This is a genomic window from Nitrosopumilus sp. S4 (assembly GCF_054515835.1).
In genome coordinates this window covers 490,239-506,354 of sequence record NZ_CM137258.1, presented here as the reverse complement: position 1 = coordinate 506,354, position 16,116 = coordinate 490,239, and the positions used below count along the sequence as shown (strand labels likewise).

General features: G+C 33.8%; 18 protein-coding genes. 11 read left to right on the top strand and 7 right to left on the bottom strand.

From position 1 onward, the window contains the following. Window positions 1-4: 4 nt before the first annotated feature. Entirely contained in the window at window positions 5-934 is a 930-nt protein-coding gene (locus ACX119_RS02785; protein WP_459351620.1) for an urease accessory protein UreD, read from the top strand. On the opposite strand, the gene ACX119_RS02780 is transcribed toward ACX119_RS02785, so the two are convergent. Both ACX119_RS02780 and ACX119_RS02775 read right to left on the bottom strand, forming a co-directional pair. Then, a complete protein-coding gene (locus tag ACX119_RS02780; RefSeq protein WP_459351619.1) occupies window positions 931-1,674 on the bottom strand; it encodes a high frequency lysogenization protein HflD in 744 nt (247 codons plus the stop codon). The two genes, ACX119_RS02785 and ACX119_RS02780, sit on opposite strands and share 4 nt — an antisense overlap. A gap of 68 nt (window positions 1,675-1,742) precedes the next feature. Beyond that, window positions 1,743-1,907, bottom strand: coding sequence for a hypothetical protein (locus tag ACX119_RS02775; protein WP_459351618.1), 165 nt, complete (start codon window positions 1,905-1,907; stop codon window positions 1,743-1,745). Between the two features lie 167 nt (window positions 1,908-2,074). Between ACX119_RS02775 and ACX119_RS02770 the strand changes: the two genes are divergently transcribed. Together ACX119_RS02770 and ACX119_RS02765 are read left to right on the top strand one after the other, a co-directional pair. Continuing rightward, entirely contained in the window at window positions 2,075-3,145 is a 1,071-nt protein-coding gene (locus tag ACX119_RS02770) for a hypothetical protein (protein ID WP_459351617.1), read from the top strand. 71 nt (window positions 3,146-3,216) lie between these two features. Then, entirely contained in the window at window positions 3,217-3,585 is a 369-nt protein-coding gene (locus ACX119_RS02765) for a hypothetical protein (protein ID WP_459351616.1), read from the top strand. On the opposite strand, the gene ACX119_RS02760 is transcribed toward ACX119_RS02765, so the two are convergent. Further along, window positions 3,577-5,886: a sodium:solute symporter family transporter gene (locus ACX119_RS02760; RefSeq protein WP_459351615.1), complete on the bottom strand. Its 2,310-nt coding sequence runs from the start codon at window positions 5,884-5,886 to the stop codon at window positions 3,577-3,579. The genes ACX119_RS02765 and ACX119_RS02760 overlap by 9 nt on opposite strands. A gap of 117 nt (window positions 5,887-6,003) precedes the next feature. Between ACX119_RS02760 and ACX119_RS02755 the strand changes: the two genes are divergently transcribed. Continuing rightward, window positions 6,004-6,543: a histidine kinase gene (locus ACX119_RS02755; protein WP_459351614.1), complete on the top strand. Its 540-nt coding sequence runs from the start codon at window positions 6,004-6,006 to the stop codon at window positions 6,541-6,543. Window positions 6,544-6,551: 8 nt separating this feature from the next. Here the strand turns inward: ACX119_RS02755 and ACX119_RS02750 are convergent, their stop codons facing one another. From ACX119_RS02750 to ACX119_RS02735, 4 genes are all read right to left on the bottom strand, one after another. After that, complete coding sequence (locus ACX119_RS02750) at window positions 6,552-7,403, bottom strand: ParB/RepB/Spo0J family partition protein (RefSeq protein WP_459351613.1); 852 nt, start codon at window positions 7,401-7,403, stop codon at window positions 6,552-6,554. Between the two features lie 286 nt (window positions 7,404-7,689). Next, window positions 7,690-8,448 carry an ABC transporter permease gene (locus tag ACX119_RS02745; RefSeq protein WP_459351612.1) on the bottom strand — a complete coding sequence of 253 codons (759 nt, stop codon included), beginning with the start codon at window positions 8,446-8,448 and terminating at the stop codon, window positions 7,690-7,692. A gap of 5 nt (window positions 8,449-8,453) precedes the next feature. Further along, window positions 8,454-9,218, bottom strand: coding sequence for an ABC transporter ATP-binding protein (locus ACX119_RS02740; protein ID WP_459351611.1), 765 nt, complete (start codon window positions 9,216-9,218; stop codon window positions 8,454-8,456). Further along, window positions 9,215-10,240, bottom strand: coding sequence for an ABC transporter substrate-binding protein (locus ACX119_RS02735; protein WP_459351610.1), 1,026 nt, complete (start codon window positions 10,238-10,240; stop codon window positions 9,215-9,217). The genes ACX119_RS02740 and ACX119_RS02735 overlap by 4 nt, the downstream gene beginning before the upstream one ends. Before the next feature lie 133 nt (window positions 10,241-10,373). Here ACX119_RS02735 and ACX119_RS02730 point away from each other — a divergent pair, with 133 nt between their 5' ends. From ACX119_RS02730 to lysM, 7 genes are read left to right on the top strand one after another with little or no spacing between them, the layout of a single operon-like run. After that, on the top strand, window positions 10,374-11,573 hold the full coding sequence (locus ACX119_RS02730; protein WP_459351609.1) for an argininosuccinate synthase: 1,200 nt from the start codon (window positions 10,374-10,376) through the stop codon (window positions 11,571-11,573). Continuing rightward, window positions 11,570-11,737, top strand: a complete 168-nt coding sequence (lysW/argW, locus tag ACX119_RS02725; RefSeq protein ID WP_014963701.1) for an alpha-aminoadipate/glutamate carrier protein LysW — start codon at window positions 11,570-11,572, stop codon at window positions 11,735-11,737. The genes ACX119_RS02730 and lysW/argW overlap by 4 nt, the downstream gene beginning before the upstream one ends. Then, the gene (gene lysX, locus ACX119_RS02720; RefSeq protein ID WP_459351608.1) at window positions 11,737-12,594 is read left to right on the top strand and encodes a lysine biosynthesis protein LysX; all 858 of its coding nucleotides are present in this window, start codon (window positions 11,737-11,739) and stop codon (window positions 12,592-12,594) included. The genes lysW/argW and lysX overlap by 1 nt, the downstream gene beginning before the upstream one ends. 28 nt (window positions 12,595-12,622) lie before the next feature. Beyond that, window positions 12,623-13,669, top strand: a complete 1,047-nt coding sequence (gene argC / locus ACX119_RS02715) for an N-acetyl-gamma-glutamyl-phosphate reductase (protein WP_459351607.1) — start codon at window positions 12,623-12,625, stop codon at window positions 13,667-13,669. Window positions 13,670-13,671: 2 nt separating this feature from the next. Further along, window positions 13,672-14,475 (top strand): [LysW]-aminoadipate/[LysW]-glutamate kinase, encoded by an 804-nt coding sequence (locus ACX119_RS02710; protein WP_459351606.1) that lies wholly within the window; start codon window positions 13,672-13,674, stop codon window positions 14,473-14,475. Then, window positions 14,468-15,643, top strand: coding sequence for an aspartate aminotransferase family protein (locus ACX119_RS02705; protein WP_459351605.1), 1,176 nt, complete (start codon window positions 14,468-14,470; stop codon window positions 15,641-15,643). Before ACX119_RS02710 ends, ACX119_RS02705 begins: the two co-directional genes overlap by 8 nt. Continuing rightward, window positions 15,636-16,055, top strand: a complete 420-nt coding sequence (gene lysM / locus ACX119_RS02700; protein ID WP_297593041.1) for an HTH-type transcriptional regulator LysM — start codon at window positions 15,636-15,638, stop codon at window positions 16,053-16,055. Before ACX119_RS02705 ends, lysM begins: the two co-directional genes overlap by 8 nt. Window positions 16,056-16,116 lie beyond the last annotated feature (61 nt).

Genomic DNA, 16,116 nt, shown 5'->3' with positions numbered 1-16,116 from the left:
GTTATTGAATAATCTAAAACACTATACGCCTGACGATATTCCTAAGGAAATTCAGATGTATGAATCCAAAGTAAACCAGTTAGGGGTTGGAAAAACTGGAAAAGTGGGGATTATCAATTTAGAACTTCAAGCAGATGATACAGGTAAGACAGTAATTACAAAACAATTCTCACAGGTTCCTTTGCAAATTCAACGTGCAGTGTATCCTGAAAATTTATTTCCAAAAATGATGTATCTGTATATCATTTCACCATCTGGAGGGATTTTACAAGGAGATAGATACAGAACGGATATTTTACTAAAAAATAAATCAATTTGTCATATTACTACTCAAGGCGCTACAAGAATCTACAGTATGAATTCAAATTCGGCATCACAAATTCTAAACATCACAGTTGAAGAAAACGGTTATCTGGAATATATTCCTGATCAGATAATCCCCTACAAAAACTCAAGATATTATCAAAAAGTTAATCTTAATGTTCATAATAATTCCACTCTAATCTACTCTGAAATTTTAACACCTGGAAGGGTTGCTATGGGAGAATCTTTTGAGTATGACATTTGTTATCTAAGAACTCATTGTAGAAACCAAGATAAAAAAATCAGATTTTTAGAAAATACAAAAATTGAGCCAAAAAAACAAAAATTAAACAATTTTGGAATTTTGGGCGAACACAACATTGTTGGAACAGTCTATATTTTCACTAGAAAAGACATTGTTATTGAATTGGAAAAAAAGATTAATCAGGACATTAAAAAAATACAGGATAGTATTTTTGTTGGAACATCAATCTTGCCTGATGAATCAGGAGTGATAATAAGAATTTTAGATGATAAGACAGATAGTGTTTTGAATTTAGTTTTAAAAATAGTTGAAATTTGTAGGAAAAAAATTCTAAACACAGGTTTTAGCAAAATACGAAAAAGCTAAAAACTAGTTAGAAATCCTATTTCAAATATAATATGCATGCCAAGTATCAAACTGATTATGGCGGTTCCATATCTGAAAAATTTGCTAATAAAATGGAGTCTTGAAGTCAGCAAAAAAGGCACTCCCAACAAAGCACTAACAGAAACCATTCCAATAAACGAGCCTAATCCAAATAGAAAAACAAATGCTAATGCCAATTCCATGTTTTCAAGAGTAGAAATGGCCAAAACTACCATACTGCCACTTCCAGCAAATCCATGAATTAGACCAATTAGGTATGATTTGTGGTCATGTCGATGGTCATCATCGTTATGTTCATGAGAATCAAAATGCAGATTCCCATCGGAATGTTGATGTGGATGTCTATGAGAAATTTTTACCTTTTTTTTCCAGATTGCAGAAATTCCTAAGAAGATCAGCATAAAACCAACCAACAATTCAAGATTAGTGAATATTTTAGAATTAATACCAATTGCAAAAAAATACACAATAAAACTCATAATCAAAAGAGTTGTAGAATGTCCGGCACCCCAAAAAATTCCCACTATCGAAGGTTTTGCAAGAGTAGTTTTCAGTTTATTTTTTTTTCTATGATTGCCGGTTGTTTTTTTGAATAACTGAGTACCAATTGCAGCAACATGATCAGGTTCAAATGCATGCTGTATGCCTATCAGAAATCCTAAACCTAACATCATAGTAGGAGTAAAATTACTAATGGATGAAATTAGTTCTTCAAACAATTCTAAATATCATATCAAAACTAATTAGGAATTTAAGAATTCCAAATAAGGTTTTAAAAAAATAAAAATTAATTTTTTTGATTTTTTTCTTTATCAAACCACTCAGGGATAATCACAGCTCTAATGAATTCCTGTGTACTTATGCCACGTTTTGATGCTAATTTCTTGATTTTTTGGTAAACAGAATTATCAACTGTCATGAAAAATTTTGATGTTTTTTTAGTGGTGCTCAACACAAAAATAAGAAAAAATTAATTTAAAATATTAATTAATAGAAAAACATAGTAATAGATATCAGTAGAATTATTTTTAGAGATATAGTCGACGTCGACTAATCATTGATTATTTAATCATTAGAGAGCCTTACAAAGATAACTATCAAGTTTTTTAATATGAACCAATGACATATGATAAAGTCAAAATCAGTTTCATTACAGCAGTACTTGTTGTGTCTATAGCATCAATATTATTTGATCAGTCATTTGCACAACAGAGTAAACTCAATCAAGAACAAGAACGTCAAAATGCAATTAAACAACAATTAGGGCTTTTTTCAGGCAGCGCAAAACTCGGAGAAAAAAAGCCAATTGAAGGGTATGATAGGATAATTTCTAGTGTAGATCCAGGAATTGGACATGAAAATCATCAGCTAGCAGTACTAATTCCAATTTCTGAAAAAGAGTATACTGGGACATTATACTATTCTGCATCAGAGCCCGTTCAGTTGGTTTCATTAAAAGGTCCCTTAGAACCAGGAGAAGAAAAAGGAAAATCAGTGTGGACTCCAGATAATGAAACATACTATGAAATAACAATAGTCTCAGATTATTCATCATCTGGGGAATGGAATTTTGTCGGTAATGCTTTAGCAGTTCACACATTCAAATCAACCCCATTTGTAGTAGACTACAAATTAGACTATTCAGAAGTCGACGATTCAAGTATAATGTCAAAAAACAGTCTAAATGATGTTAGCATCAAAGCAGAATTTAGTTTTGATAGTGGAACCATAACCATCGATAGTTTTGACGTATTCAAACAAGTATCAGGGTTTGGAAAAGTTCAACCACAGTTAACATTGCAAGGAACAGTAGGAATCGATAAGAGTCAACTATACAGAGCTGCAGACTATGAGTATAATAAAAAATCATCAACGTATAATCATGAATTCTCAGAGTTTGGAATGAAAATATACCTTGAGCAGGGCGACATACCCATTAGAATGATCACATACAGAGAATGCGACATTTCAAATTATACCATTGATACTCTATACGATAATGATTATAGTTACAACAGTGCTTCAGTATTTGTATTGGTAGACAATTTTGAAATTACGTGTAAAGGAATGCAGCCATATCACTATGATTATCAAAAATACATAGACGAGTATGGAGTGGATGCAGTGATGAAAATGAAGAACATGAAAATTACCCCTAAAGATTATCAAAGTTATAATTTAGACGGCTAATCTTGGGAAATTTCTTTTTTATTAAAAGATAGTAGATTAAAGTATATTTTTTAGGATTTTATCATCTTCATATGATTCAAGTTAAATTCAATATTTGTAATAATAATTTAACAATCACAAAAAAAATTCAATTTTGTAAAAATCATGAAAAAAATTTTGAAATAATTTATGGCATAGCAAAGGAGATAATTGAAAGAAAACAAAAAAGAGAGTTAGAACAATTTATGATCATATGTTGCCATCATATTGTAAAAGAAATCAGAGAGAGAAAAATCCCAGGGATAATTGAAGATAATCTATTAGTTGAATTATCAAAACAGGGAGATATTTTGAAGACTCTAAAAGAAATCAAAACCATAAATATTGAGGCCAAAGTAGACAATTTTCCAAAAAAAAACATATGTTTTTCATCCAAAAAGAGGATTTTGCACCTATTCTAATAGAATAACAGGTTTTGAGGTTAGTTTGAGTACTTTTTGTGTGACATGTCCCAAGTCTGAAGTAGATTTTCCTATTCCACTTTTGCCCATTATTATCATGTCAATTTTGAGTTTATCTGCAAGTTCTGTAATTTTTTCAGCAGGATCTCCTAATTTGACCATGCGTTTGTAATCATTGATCTGTTTTGGTACAACGACACTTCTAAGAATTAATCGACCTTCTTCTTGAATTTGGGACGATAATTCTTCATCCATGTTTTCTTCATTTTCATCAGTCCATTCAATTACATGTAACAAGTAAATTCTCACTTTAACAGCACCTCTGAAAAGATAATTTGCATGGTAAAGTGCCTTCATAGATTTTGCAGAACCATCAATAGGTACCAAAATTCTGACCAGAGGAGAATTATCACTATAAGAATAAGGAGCGTGAGAAGCATCGTTAATTTCAGAATTCATTTTTGCCTTATGGAAAAGTTCATTGATATTTTTTCTTGCTTCAATAAGAGGCAAAAATATAATGATTCCTGCAGCCACAAATGCCCAAACTATTGCAAGCCAAACCCAAAGATGAAATGATTGCTCCTCAAAAACAAATTCAGTTAGGTAGAAAGAAGATGGCCAGAGAACTACAAGAAAAATAGATATTGAAAATCCAATTCTTTTATACAGTTTTAGAGAGCGTTGAAGAAATTTGTCATCAGTATCGCGTTTGATCATAGAACGAATCTTATCATCCACAACTAGGATTTTTTGTTTCATGATATGAAAATCAAAGTTTTCTGGTTTTATCATACTTCCAATGACAGTTATGCCCAAGCTTACAGAAATGGAAATAACATTTCCAATTAGGAGAGGGAAAAGATTTCCAGTTGAAGAAAGGGTAATTTCACCATACATTAAATTAGCAGACCAGAGCCATGACACAACTCCGCTTAAAAGTCCCATAATGGCTGCAGAAGTTGCAGCATATTTGTTGGTCTTATTCCATAAAATTGCCAATGAAACAGGGGCTACTGCAGAACCTATCAAAACTCCCATCATAAGGTAAACATATTGCAAACTAAACCCAGAATGAAATAGTAAAGATGCAAGCAATCCCATTCCCATTCCAAATCCAAGAATTGCGAATCGAGAAACTCTTATCAATTCACGACCTGATGAGGAAGGTTTCAAGTATGTACGAAACACATCATAAGTTACTAGAGATGAAACACTAACTAATTGCGATGATCCTGCGGCAGTTACTGCTGTAAAAATGATGGTTAAAAGAATAATAGCGCCAAAATCTCCCATTAAATTAGATGCAGTGGTAGGAGCAACCAGTCCTAAACCAATCTCATTTTCTGTCAAAGTAACACCAGTGGCTATTGCCGCCAAGCCAAGTGTTGTTGCAAGAGTAAATGGAATTGCAAACCAAGCTAAGCCTCCTAGGATAAATCCCCCAGTTGCTGCCTTTGGTCTTGAAGCAATTGCTCTTTGCCAATAAGACTGATCAACAAAAACAGTTCCAAAGTTTCCAACAATATTGATTATACCAAATATCAGAGCACCCATAGATGCTAATGTCAGATAGGTTCCAAATGCATTTCCTTCAACAGGATTTAAGACAGATGCATTAGTCAATTTTTCATACATGCCAGAAATTCCACCAATTTCAGGAGTAGCAAAATAAATTACTGTTACAAAGATCAATACTACTACAAAAATTAATGCGGCATTGAGATATTCCGCAAAAAATGTTGCCTTTAAACCACCAAAAATAGTGTAAAGGATTATTCCAATTGGGATGAGAAATGCAGCTAATGTAATATCTACTCCAGTAAGGGAGCTGATTACTGCAGCACCACCTAGAACAAGCATTGCAGTGACAATGGTATTTGTCATCAGTGCAAAAAACAAGAAAACTTTGTGAGAATGCTTTCCATATCTGACATAAATCATTTCAGGAAAAGTGTGAGTCATAGGGGCCTTTCTTTTTAATTCAAGTGCAATTATTGCAAACAAGATTACTTGAATACTTGCACCAGCTGCATACCAAAACGAACCTCCTAATCCAAAGGTATAGGTCACAGTGGATGATTGTAAAAGAGTTGCTGCCCAGGTCCATGCAGAAACTATTGATGAGGCAATTAATCCAGTTTTGATTGTACGGCCTGCAGTATAGAACCATTCGGATGTTTTTCTAGTTCCAAGCCATTTAGTTTCAGCCTTGACCATCAGGGTTACAGATAATGCCATGATTAGTCCAACCCCAATCAATACAACATATCCAATATTTTCAGATAAAACAGAACCCAACTACACAATATTTGAAAAACAGGTATTAAAATAAAATTACAGTATTTGAATAGTTTGCAGGCTAGAATAATACAATTAGTAATTTTATTAAAATAGTTGGTCAGATAAAAATAATCATTGATAGACAAGGTTGATGAATTAATAATTTCGGCACTTTCTCAAAATTCAAAACAAGAAGTATTTGAGATTTGGGATTTTTTGAAAGGATTCAATTATAATTTAACAGAAGAAGAAATAGAATCCAGAATTTCAAAACTCGAAGAAGAGGAAATAATCAAAGGATATACTATTACTGTTGACTCAAAAAAGATTCCACATAAAGTCATTCGAGTAGATCTTGTTACATTTAGAACATCACAAGCACTTCCTAAACGACTAAAGGGACTAAAAAAATATCTTAATGATGCACCATTTGTTTTATTTTCAGGTAGAACACGTGGAGGATATGATTGGATTACTGTAAAATCATTTTTATCAAATGAAATGGCAGATGAAGAAAATGATATTTATCGAAACCTATTTGGAGACATTATTCAAATTTACGAGGTCTACGACTTTGTTCCACAAACAGAGGCATCAATTTATGCATTAACATATACTGAGGACGAATACAAGAAATTTCTCAAAGAATGGGCACCTCCATTTATTGGGTCATAGATAGAAAATTAGCTTGAATATGTCTTTTTGAATTTGATGGTTTCATCAATCATTGAATGTGTTTTTAATCTAAGATTCATCAGGAATTTTATCATATCTACTCTTTGTTTTGGTTCAATATTATGAGCATCTTCTATAAGGTCATCAATTCGTGAGAGTGTAATTTTAAGTGCAAGATTGCTTTTCTTTATTATGTTAATAGACTTGGAATTTTTATTTGAAATTGGTTTGAATTGATTCAAATCAGATTTAAAATTCTTTTTCATCACTCGAATTTGTTTTACAGTTAATTTGTTATCAACTATCTCATTTACTAATTCATCTTTTAATGAAGCACCAATGGTTGTTAATTCTAGTGCTTGGCTTACACTCAAATCACTATGAGCCAATTTCTCTTTTACAGGACCAGGAAGTTTCAATAGCTGCATCCTATGAGATACATATTCTTGACTTTTCCCAATTTTTTGACTAAGGTCATTTACACCCCCCCAGCCAAATTCATTTACATATTTTTGATATGCTTCAGCTTCCTCGATAGGATCCATAGATTTTCTTTGAATATTTTCTGTCAATTGAATTTCATATGCCTGCTTGTCAGACAAATCCCGTATTCTACAAGGAATAAACCTCCAACGCATTGATTTACATGCTGTAAATCTTCTATGTCCAGCAACTATCTCAAATCCATGATCAATTGGCCTAATAACAATTGGTTGTAGAAGTCCATGTTCTTTAATACTGGATTTTAGATTTGAAAACTCGGGTGAATTTGAGGGAAGTTTGTATCTTACTGGGAAATTAGATGGTCGGATCATTCTAATTTCAATTGGTTCTACAATTGAACTATCAACTACCTCCACCTACAAACACACCTCCATATCCAAAAGTATCAAAGAAAAAATAGTATTTAGGCTTTAATAGAAATTTTACAATAAAATATTGAATAATTTGAATTTAATTATGTATTTAATATATTAAGAAAGTCTCAATGTTTGATTTTTTATATTTTTGTTTTCAGATAATTTTAACATACGAACTTATTTGAGAATGGAATAAAGCAGTAAATTAATTACGATAACCTTCATGTTTGTGATAAAAATTATTTTGTTCTGTTTATAGAATTCCTTTATCTTAGGATTCAAAGATCTAGCGTAATCCCCATCTTGACATTACTTTATGTTCTAATCTCTTGAATATGAGACCATCAATTACAAGACCAATTCCCATAATCACAAGCATTATTGCAATTACCTGTGAGACATCAGTTAGAGAACGCCCAGCATTTAACAAAAAGCCTAATCCCAGGAATGAAAAAAGCAGTTCTGCACCTATTACACCCCTCCAGGCAAAGGCCCATCCTTGCTTGAATCCAGAAATCATGTATGGAAATGCTGCAGGTATCAAAACAGCAGTGATTAGTTGACTGCCTTTTGCACCCATATTTCTTGCAGCCTCAATAAAATGAGGATCAATGTTTTTGACGCCAGTGTAGGTGTTAATTGTTACAGCAAAAATTGCGCCAATTGCAGTAACAAAAATTATTCCACCATCTGTTAATCCAAACCAAAGTATTGCAAGCGGAACCCATGCAATTGATGGAATTGATTGTAATCCTAATACTAGTGAACCAACTGTTTGATTTACAACTTCTACTCTTGCCATAAATATTCCCAACACAACACCACCTACAATAGCAATAGCAAGGCCAATTGCCAATCTCCACATGCTTGTTGCAATCCCATAAAATAGACTACCATCTGATGCACCATATGCTAAATCTTCAGCTACCTCATAAGGAGATGGAAAAATATTATCCGGCCAAATTCCAGATATAGAAATTACTTGCCAGACAACTATTATTCCAATGTAAAATGCAATTCTATGAAGGGTAAAATTTTTTGCCATCAGTATCACTCTTTACTTTTCTTTACCTCTGGTCGTAGCTCTGCTAAAATATCTTGTTGGAATTTTAATAATGATTCATCTTGAGTTACTCTGGGTCTTGGGAAATTATTTTCAACTTCTTTTTTAATAATTGATGGGCGATTACTAAAAATTGCAACTTTAGTTCCAAGTACTGCAGCCTCTGCAACATTGTGAGTTACAAATAGAATTGTTTTCTTTGTTTTTTCCCAAATCAATTGCATTTCTACTAACAACAAATCACGAGTTTGTGCATCAAGTGCGGCAAAGGGCTCATCCATGAGCAATACATCAGGATCCATTACAAGGGCTCTAGCAATAGCTACACGTTGTTTCATTCCAGTCGAAAGTTGGAATGTGTAGGAATCTGCAAATTTGGTTAACTGCATCATGTCTAGATATCTATTAGATATCTTTGCTCGCTCATCTTTTGGAATTCCAGCCATCTTTAATCCAAATTCTACATTATCTTGAACTTTGAGCCAAGGAAATAAAGCACCTTCTTGGAAAACCATTATTCTCTCAGGACCTGTTTCGCAAACGGGTCTTCCATCAAAGAGAATTTGGCCTTCATCAGGGGTTTCCAAGCCAGCGACAATTCGTAAAAAGGTAGATTTGCCACATCCAGACGGTCCTACCAAGCATACAAAGTCCCCAGCCTCTACCTGTAGATTTACACCTCCAAGTGCTTTGAGTTTGTGAGAATCATGGGCAAAATATTTTACAATATTTTTTGCTTCGAGTTTAGTCATTTACTTTCATTTACCTCCAAAGAGTCAGTATCAAAATAATAAAAAAGATCAGTCAGGTCATATCCATTTCGTCCCAAATAACCAAGAGTATCTGCTTTTTCTGCAAATGAGTAGACAGAGTTTGGAAGAGGATCAGAAGTAATTACAAGATTGGATAGAGCAGTATCAATAACTTCATCAGACATTGATTTTCCTAAATGTGATTTTATAAAATCATTAAATAGGATTCTTGTTTCAACAGGATTCTCATTAATCCACATTACAGTTTCTTGGTGAGATTCTAAGAAATTAATTGCTAATGCAGGATTTTTTTTAACAAAATCGGTATTTGCAATTAAAAGAACAGTAGTAAATTCATTATTTGTCCATAAATCCTCTTCATAGAATAATCGTTTTCCATTAAGTTCAGTTTCTAAAATTGTGGCCCATGGTTCTGCAACCCAAGCACCATCAATTTCTCCTTTTACAAATAATGTGTATATATCAGGATTAGGAATATTGTAAATTATTACAGAGCCTCCTTTTTCTGCAGGTTTTAATCCGTGTTCATAGATAAAAGTTCGTAAAGAAACATCCTGAGTGTTTCCAATTTGTGGTGCAGCTATTTTTTTACCACTAAAATCAGAAGCACTATTAATTTCTGAATTTGGATGAACGATAAAGCTAGCACCGCCACTTGCAGCGCCAGAAAGAATTCGGATGTTATGATTTTCTGATTTTAAATATCCATTAATTGCAGGAATTGGTCCAACATATGCAAAATCAATTGAATTTGCAAATAATGATTCAATTACTTGTGGTCCACTATCAAAGACTCTAGTTTCAATTTTTATTTCATCACCAAGTTTATTTTCAAAGAATCCATTTTCAATGCCAACAATGGGTACTGCATGTCCAATATTTGGAAAAAAAGCAATTCTAATCTTGTCAGTAGATGATTTATCAGAATTTTGAGAAATAATAAGCGCAGAAATCAGAGCAACACCTACAATTCCTGCTACAATTACCGATCTGGTTTTCATAAAACAGCGTTATATTTGACCGTTAAATAATCATCGAATTTTAGCTCAAGCTAGTCAGAGATTTTTCAAAAATAAATCAATTTCAGCCGTAACACAAAAGATAAATTCCAAATTACGACGGGAAAGATGTTTTATGACTCAAAAAGGAATTCTTGCATTTTCTGGAGGACTAGATACATCTGTTGTTGTAAAATATCTACAAGAAGAACATGACATGGATGTAATTACAGTCACAGTTGATGTTGGACAAGGAGATGACCATAAGAAAATTGCAGCAAAGGCAAAGAAGCTTGGCGTAAAAAAACATTACAACATTGATGCAAGAAAAGAATTTGTAAAAGATTACATTTTTCCATCAATAAAGGCTAATGCATTATATCAAAAAAAATATTGTCTTGCAACAGCTCTTGCAAGACCACTGATTGCTGAGAAAGTTTTAGAGATTGCAAAAAAAGAAAAAGTCACATCACTTGCACATGGTTGTTCTGGAAAAGGAAACGACCAAGTTCGATTTGATATCACACTAAGGTCTGGTTCTGATCTTCCAATCATTGCGCCCATTCGAGATAAAAATTTGGACAGGGTTACAGAATTAAAGTTTGCAAAAAAACATGGAATTGAAATTGATTCTGTTGCAAAAAAATTTAGTATTGATCAAAATTTATGGGGACGTGCAATAGAAGGTGGAGTTTTAGAGGATCCATACAATGAACCACCAGATGATGCATTCATTTGGGTTAAAACTAAAAACTTACCTGACAAACCAACATATCTAGAAATTAAATTCGATAAAGGAATACCAGTAGCAGTGGATGGTAAAACAATGGATTCACAAAAATTAATAGAATATGTTAACAAAAAAGCAGGTTCTGCAGGTGTTGGCATAGTTGATCATATTGAAGATAGAGTTGTTGGAATTAAATCAAGAGAAGTGTATGAAACTCCTGCTGCAACTTGTCTAATTGAAGCACATCAGGATTTAGAAAAGATGGTCCATACAAAACATGAAAACAAGTTCAAATCCTTAATTGATGATGAATGGGCATATTTGGTATACTCAGGATTATGGCAAGATCCACTCAAAACGGACCTGGATGGCTTTATTGAGGCATCACAAAAGCCAGTCTCCGGAACGGTAAAACTCAAGCTATTCAAGGGAAGTCTGAGAGTAGTTGGAAGAAAATCAAAGAGTTCATTGTACAGTCACAATATTGCAACATATGGATCAGAATCCACATTTGATCAAAGATTAGCTAAAGGATTTGTCGAATTGTGGGGAATGCAATCAACAGAAGCTAATAAATTACAAAAGAAAAGGTCAACAAAAACATGAACTGCCCAGAATGTGACGCAACACTAAACATCCCAGATGATGCCTCAGTTGGAGAAATAGTCTCCTGTCCTGATTGTGGCGCTGACTTTGAAATCGCAAAAAAAGACGGATCAAATGTTGAGCTTAAGCAAGCAGAAAGCGTAGGCGAAGACTGGGGAGAGTAATGTCAAAAGTCTGTATCGTGTTTGACCGCTTAAGAGCGGAAGAAAAGATGCTCCAAAAGGAGGCATCAGATCTAGGACATGATGCGGTGATGTTAGATGCAAAGATCACACAGATTAACACAGATAGTAAAAAAGGAGATTTTGACCTTGGAGAGGTTGTTTTAGAAAGATGTGTTAGTTATTTTAGAGGTCTTCATTTTACGGCAAGTTTAGAATTTCTAGATACACCAGTTCTTAACAAATTTGAAGTTGCAAGTATTTGTGGAAATAAAATGTTCATGACATTACTTTTAAAGAAAAACAATATTCCTACTCCTAAAACGTATTTTTCATTTTCAAGTGAGAGCGCAGCTGAGAATTTAGAAAAAGTTGGATTCCCATTAGTCATCAAACCAGTAATTGGTAGTTGGGGAAGAGGCATTATGCCAATAAAGGACAAAGATACAATGGATGCAGTTTTTGAAATTAGAGATATCACAGATAGTCCACATGATAGAATTTACTATTTGCAAGAAGTTATCAAAAGACCTCCAAGAGACATTAGAGTAATTACAATTGGGGATGAACCCATTGCAGCCATGTATAGGAAATCTTCAGGCGGTTTTAAAACAAATATTGCATTAGGGGCAGATCCAGAACTTTGTGAGATCACAAAAGACATGGAAGATCTTGCCAGTAAAGCATCCAAAGCCATGGGCGGAGGCATTTTAGGAATAGACATGATGGAGGATGAGCAAAGAGGTTTAGTGGTCCACGAAGTAAATAACACTGTAGAATTCAAAGGATTAGCAAGAGTTGCCAAGCAGAATATACCAAAAAAAATGGTAGAATTTGCGCTAGACTACGTTAGGAAATAAATTATACCTCATAACGAGGAGGTTTATCATGAAAGTAGGTGTTGTAGGAGCATCAGGTTATGTAGGAGGAGAAACACTTCGTCTTCTTGTTAACCATCCAGATGTTGAAATTGCTATGGTAACATCAAGACAACATGTAGGAGAATATTTACACAGAGTTCAACCAAGCTTAAAGGGATTTACAGATCTAACATTTTCAGAATTAGATTATGACAAGTTAACTGACAAATGTGATCTTGTATTTACTGCAGTACCTCATGGAACTGCAACTGAAATCGTAAAAGCCCTCTACGACAGAGGTGTGAAAATAATTGATTTGAGTGCAGATTACAGACTACATGACCAAGATGCATATGATAAATGGTACGGATGGGAACACCCACATCCAGATTATTTGGCAAAATCAGTTTTCGGAGTTCCAGAATTACATAGAGAGGCAATCAAAAAAGCACAACTAGTTTCATGTCCAGGTTGTATGGCAGTAACATCAATGTTAGCCCTAGCACCATTAATTCGAAATGATATAATTGATACTGAACATATTGTAGTAGATTCAAAAATTGGATCCTCTGGTGCAGGTTCTGGTTCAGGAACTGCACATGCAATGAGGGCAGGTGTGATTAGACCATACAAACCAGCAAAACACAGACACACAGGTGAAATAGAGCAAGAGTTAAGCGAGATTGCTGGAAAGAAAATACATGTATCAATGAGTCCACACGCAGTAGATGTTGTTCGTGGAATTTTATGTACAAATCACACATTTATGAAAAAAAATATTGAAGAGAAAGAACTGTGGAAATTATATCGTCAAACTTATGGTGAAGAGAAATTCATTAGGCTAATCAGAGATAAAAAAGGATTATACAAATTCCCAGATCCAAAATTTTTGGTAGGTTCAAACTTTTGCGATATAGGATTTGATATAGACGAAGACAACAATAGATTAATTGCATTATCTGCATCAGATAATCTGATGAAAGGAGCTGCAGGATCTGCTATCCAAAACATGAATGTAATGTGTGGTTTTGATGAGATGAATGGACTCAGATACACACCATTAACTCCTGTTTAGAAATGATCACAATCAAAATTGGCGGTAGTGTTGTCGATAATTTACATCCATCTACAATTTTAGATATAAAAAAAGTTGCAGAAACTGAAGGAGTAATTTTAGTTCATGGTGGAGGAAAAGAAGTGACAAAAGTTTGTGAGCAATTAGGAAAAGAACCAAAATTTGTAACGTCACCAAGTGGAATCAAAAGCAGATACACTGACAAAGAAACTGCAGAGATTTTTACAATGGTAATGTCTGGCAGAATCAACAAAACTATTGTACAGATGCTTCAAAAAAATGGAATTAATGCGATAGGACTTTCTGGAGTAGATGCAAAAATTATCGAAGCCGATAGAAAAAAGAAACTCTTGATTATTAATGAAAAAGGCCGAAAACAAGCAATTGATGGTGGATACACGGGTAAAATCAGAGATGTTAATGCGAAATTTATCAAATCACTCTTAGAGCAGGGTCTTACTCCTGTGATTTCACCAATAGCAATTAGTGAAGAGTCAGAATTTCTTAATGTAGATGGAGATAGAGCAGCTGCATATGTTGCAGGTAAAGTAGGAAGTGACAAAGTTCTATTCATCACAAATGTAGACGGACTCTTAATGGATGACAAACTTGTAACCAATCTAACATTAGCTGAGGCAAAAGAAATTAGGCCAAAAATCGGCCCAGGTATGGAGAAAAAAATTCTTGCATCAACTGAAGCCTTAGATATGGGTGTAAAAGAAGCACTAATTGCTAATGGCCAAAAAGAAAATCCAATATCATCTGCAATTGCACATGATAATTGTACGGTGATCAAACATGAATGAAGATCAATTCATGGGAAACCTCTATCAGAGATTTCCAGTAACCATTGAAAAGGGAGTAGGAGCTCATGTTTGGGATACTAACGGAAAAGAATACATTGATTGTATGGGAGGATATGGTGTTTCATTAGTTGGGCATCAAAATCAAAGAGTAAACAATGCAATAAAAGAACAAATTGATAAAATAATTACTGTACATAGTTCACTTTACAATAAAACTAGAGAAGAATTTTTAAAATTACTAATAGGATTAGCACCAAAGGGGCTAACACAAGTCCATTTAAACAATAGTGGTGCTGAAGCAATTGAAGCTGCAATCAAGTTTGCTAGAAAATTTACAGGAAAAAAAGGAATGGTTGCAATGAAAGGATCCTATCATGGAAAATCATTTGGAGCTTTATCACTAACATTTAATCCAAAATACAAAAAAGCATTCGAACCACTTGTAGAGAAGGTTTCATTTGCATCATTTGGGGATATAGAATCACTTCGTCAAGTAATTGATGATGATACCGCGTTTGTAATTTTAGAACCAATTCAAGGAGAGAGTGGAATCAATGTTGCACCAGATGGATTCTTACAAGAGGTTAGAAAACTCTGTGATGAAAAAGGAATTCTGTTAATTTTTGACGAAATACAAGCTGGATTAGGAAGAACTGGACGATTATGGGCATGTGATCATTGGAACACAGCACCAGATATTTTATGTCTTGCAAAAGGAATTGCAGGAGGAGTTCCAATGGGGGCAACTCTAGTAAGACCAGACATACTTGCAGCAATGAGTAAAGGTGAACACTCGTCAACGTTTGGAGGTAATCCAATTTCATGTGCAGCTGGTATAGCAGCATTGAAGGCACTAACTGAAGATGGTCTGATTGAAAATTCTGAAAAGATGGGAAAATTATTCAGAGACGGTTTAGAAAAACTAAAAGAAAAACACACTATGATCAGAGAAATTCGTGGAAAAGGACTAATGATTGGAGTTGAGATGAAATTTGAAGTCAAAGACATACTTATGGGATTAATCAAAGAAGGTGTGCTTATGCTTTATTCAGGCCGAAATATACTAAGAATTTTACCACCTCTAGTAATTACTGAGGAGGATATAACAAAAGTTTTACATTCTCTAGATTCCGTATTAACAAAAGAGGAAGAAAAGAGAAATGTATAAGGACAAAGTAGATGAGAAAATCATTGGTTATCTAAAGGAGGATTCAAGAGAATCTTTTGTAGATATTGGTAAAAAACTAAAGCTGTCTGAATCAGCAGTTAGAAGAAGAGTCAAAAATCTGGTTGATAGCGGAACAATTAAAAAATTTACACTTGAATTGGGTGAAGAAAATACAACTAGTGCGATTGTTCTTGTTTCAGTAGACTCTGCAACAGATACCGCAAAAGTTTCACTAAAGTTAGCTAAACTTGAAGGAGTAAAAACAGTTTATGAGATCACAGGTCAGTATGACATCACCACAATAATCAGTGCGCCAAGTATTGCAGAAATCAATAGTAGTATTGATGCACTAAGAAAAATTACAGGTGTAGTTGATACAAACACTGTAATTATTTTAAGAAAAGTTATCTGATGCGACTTTCGCGTAAATAAATTATTTCAAAACTAATTTAGGATCAAAAATAATTAAAAAC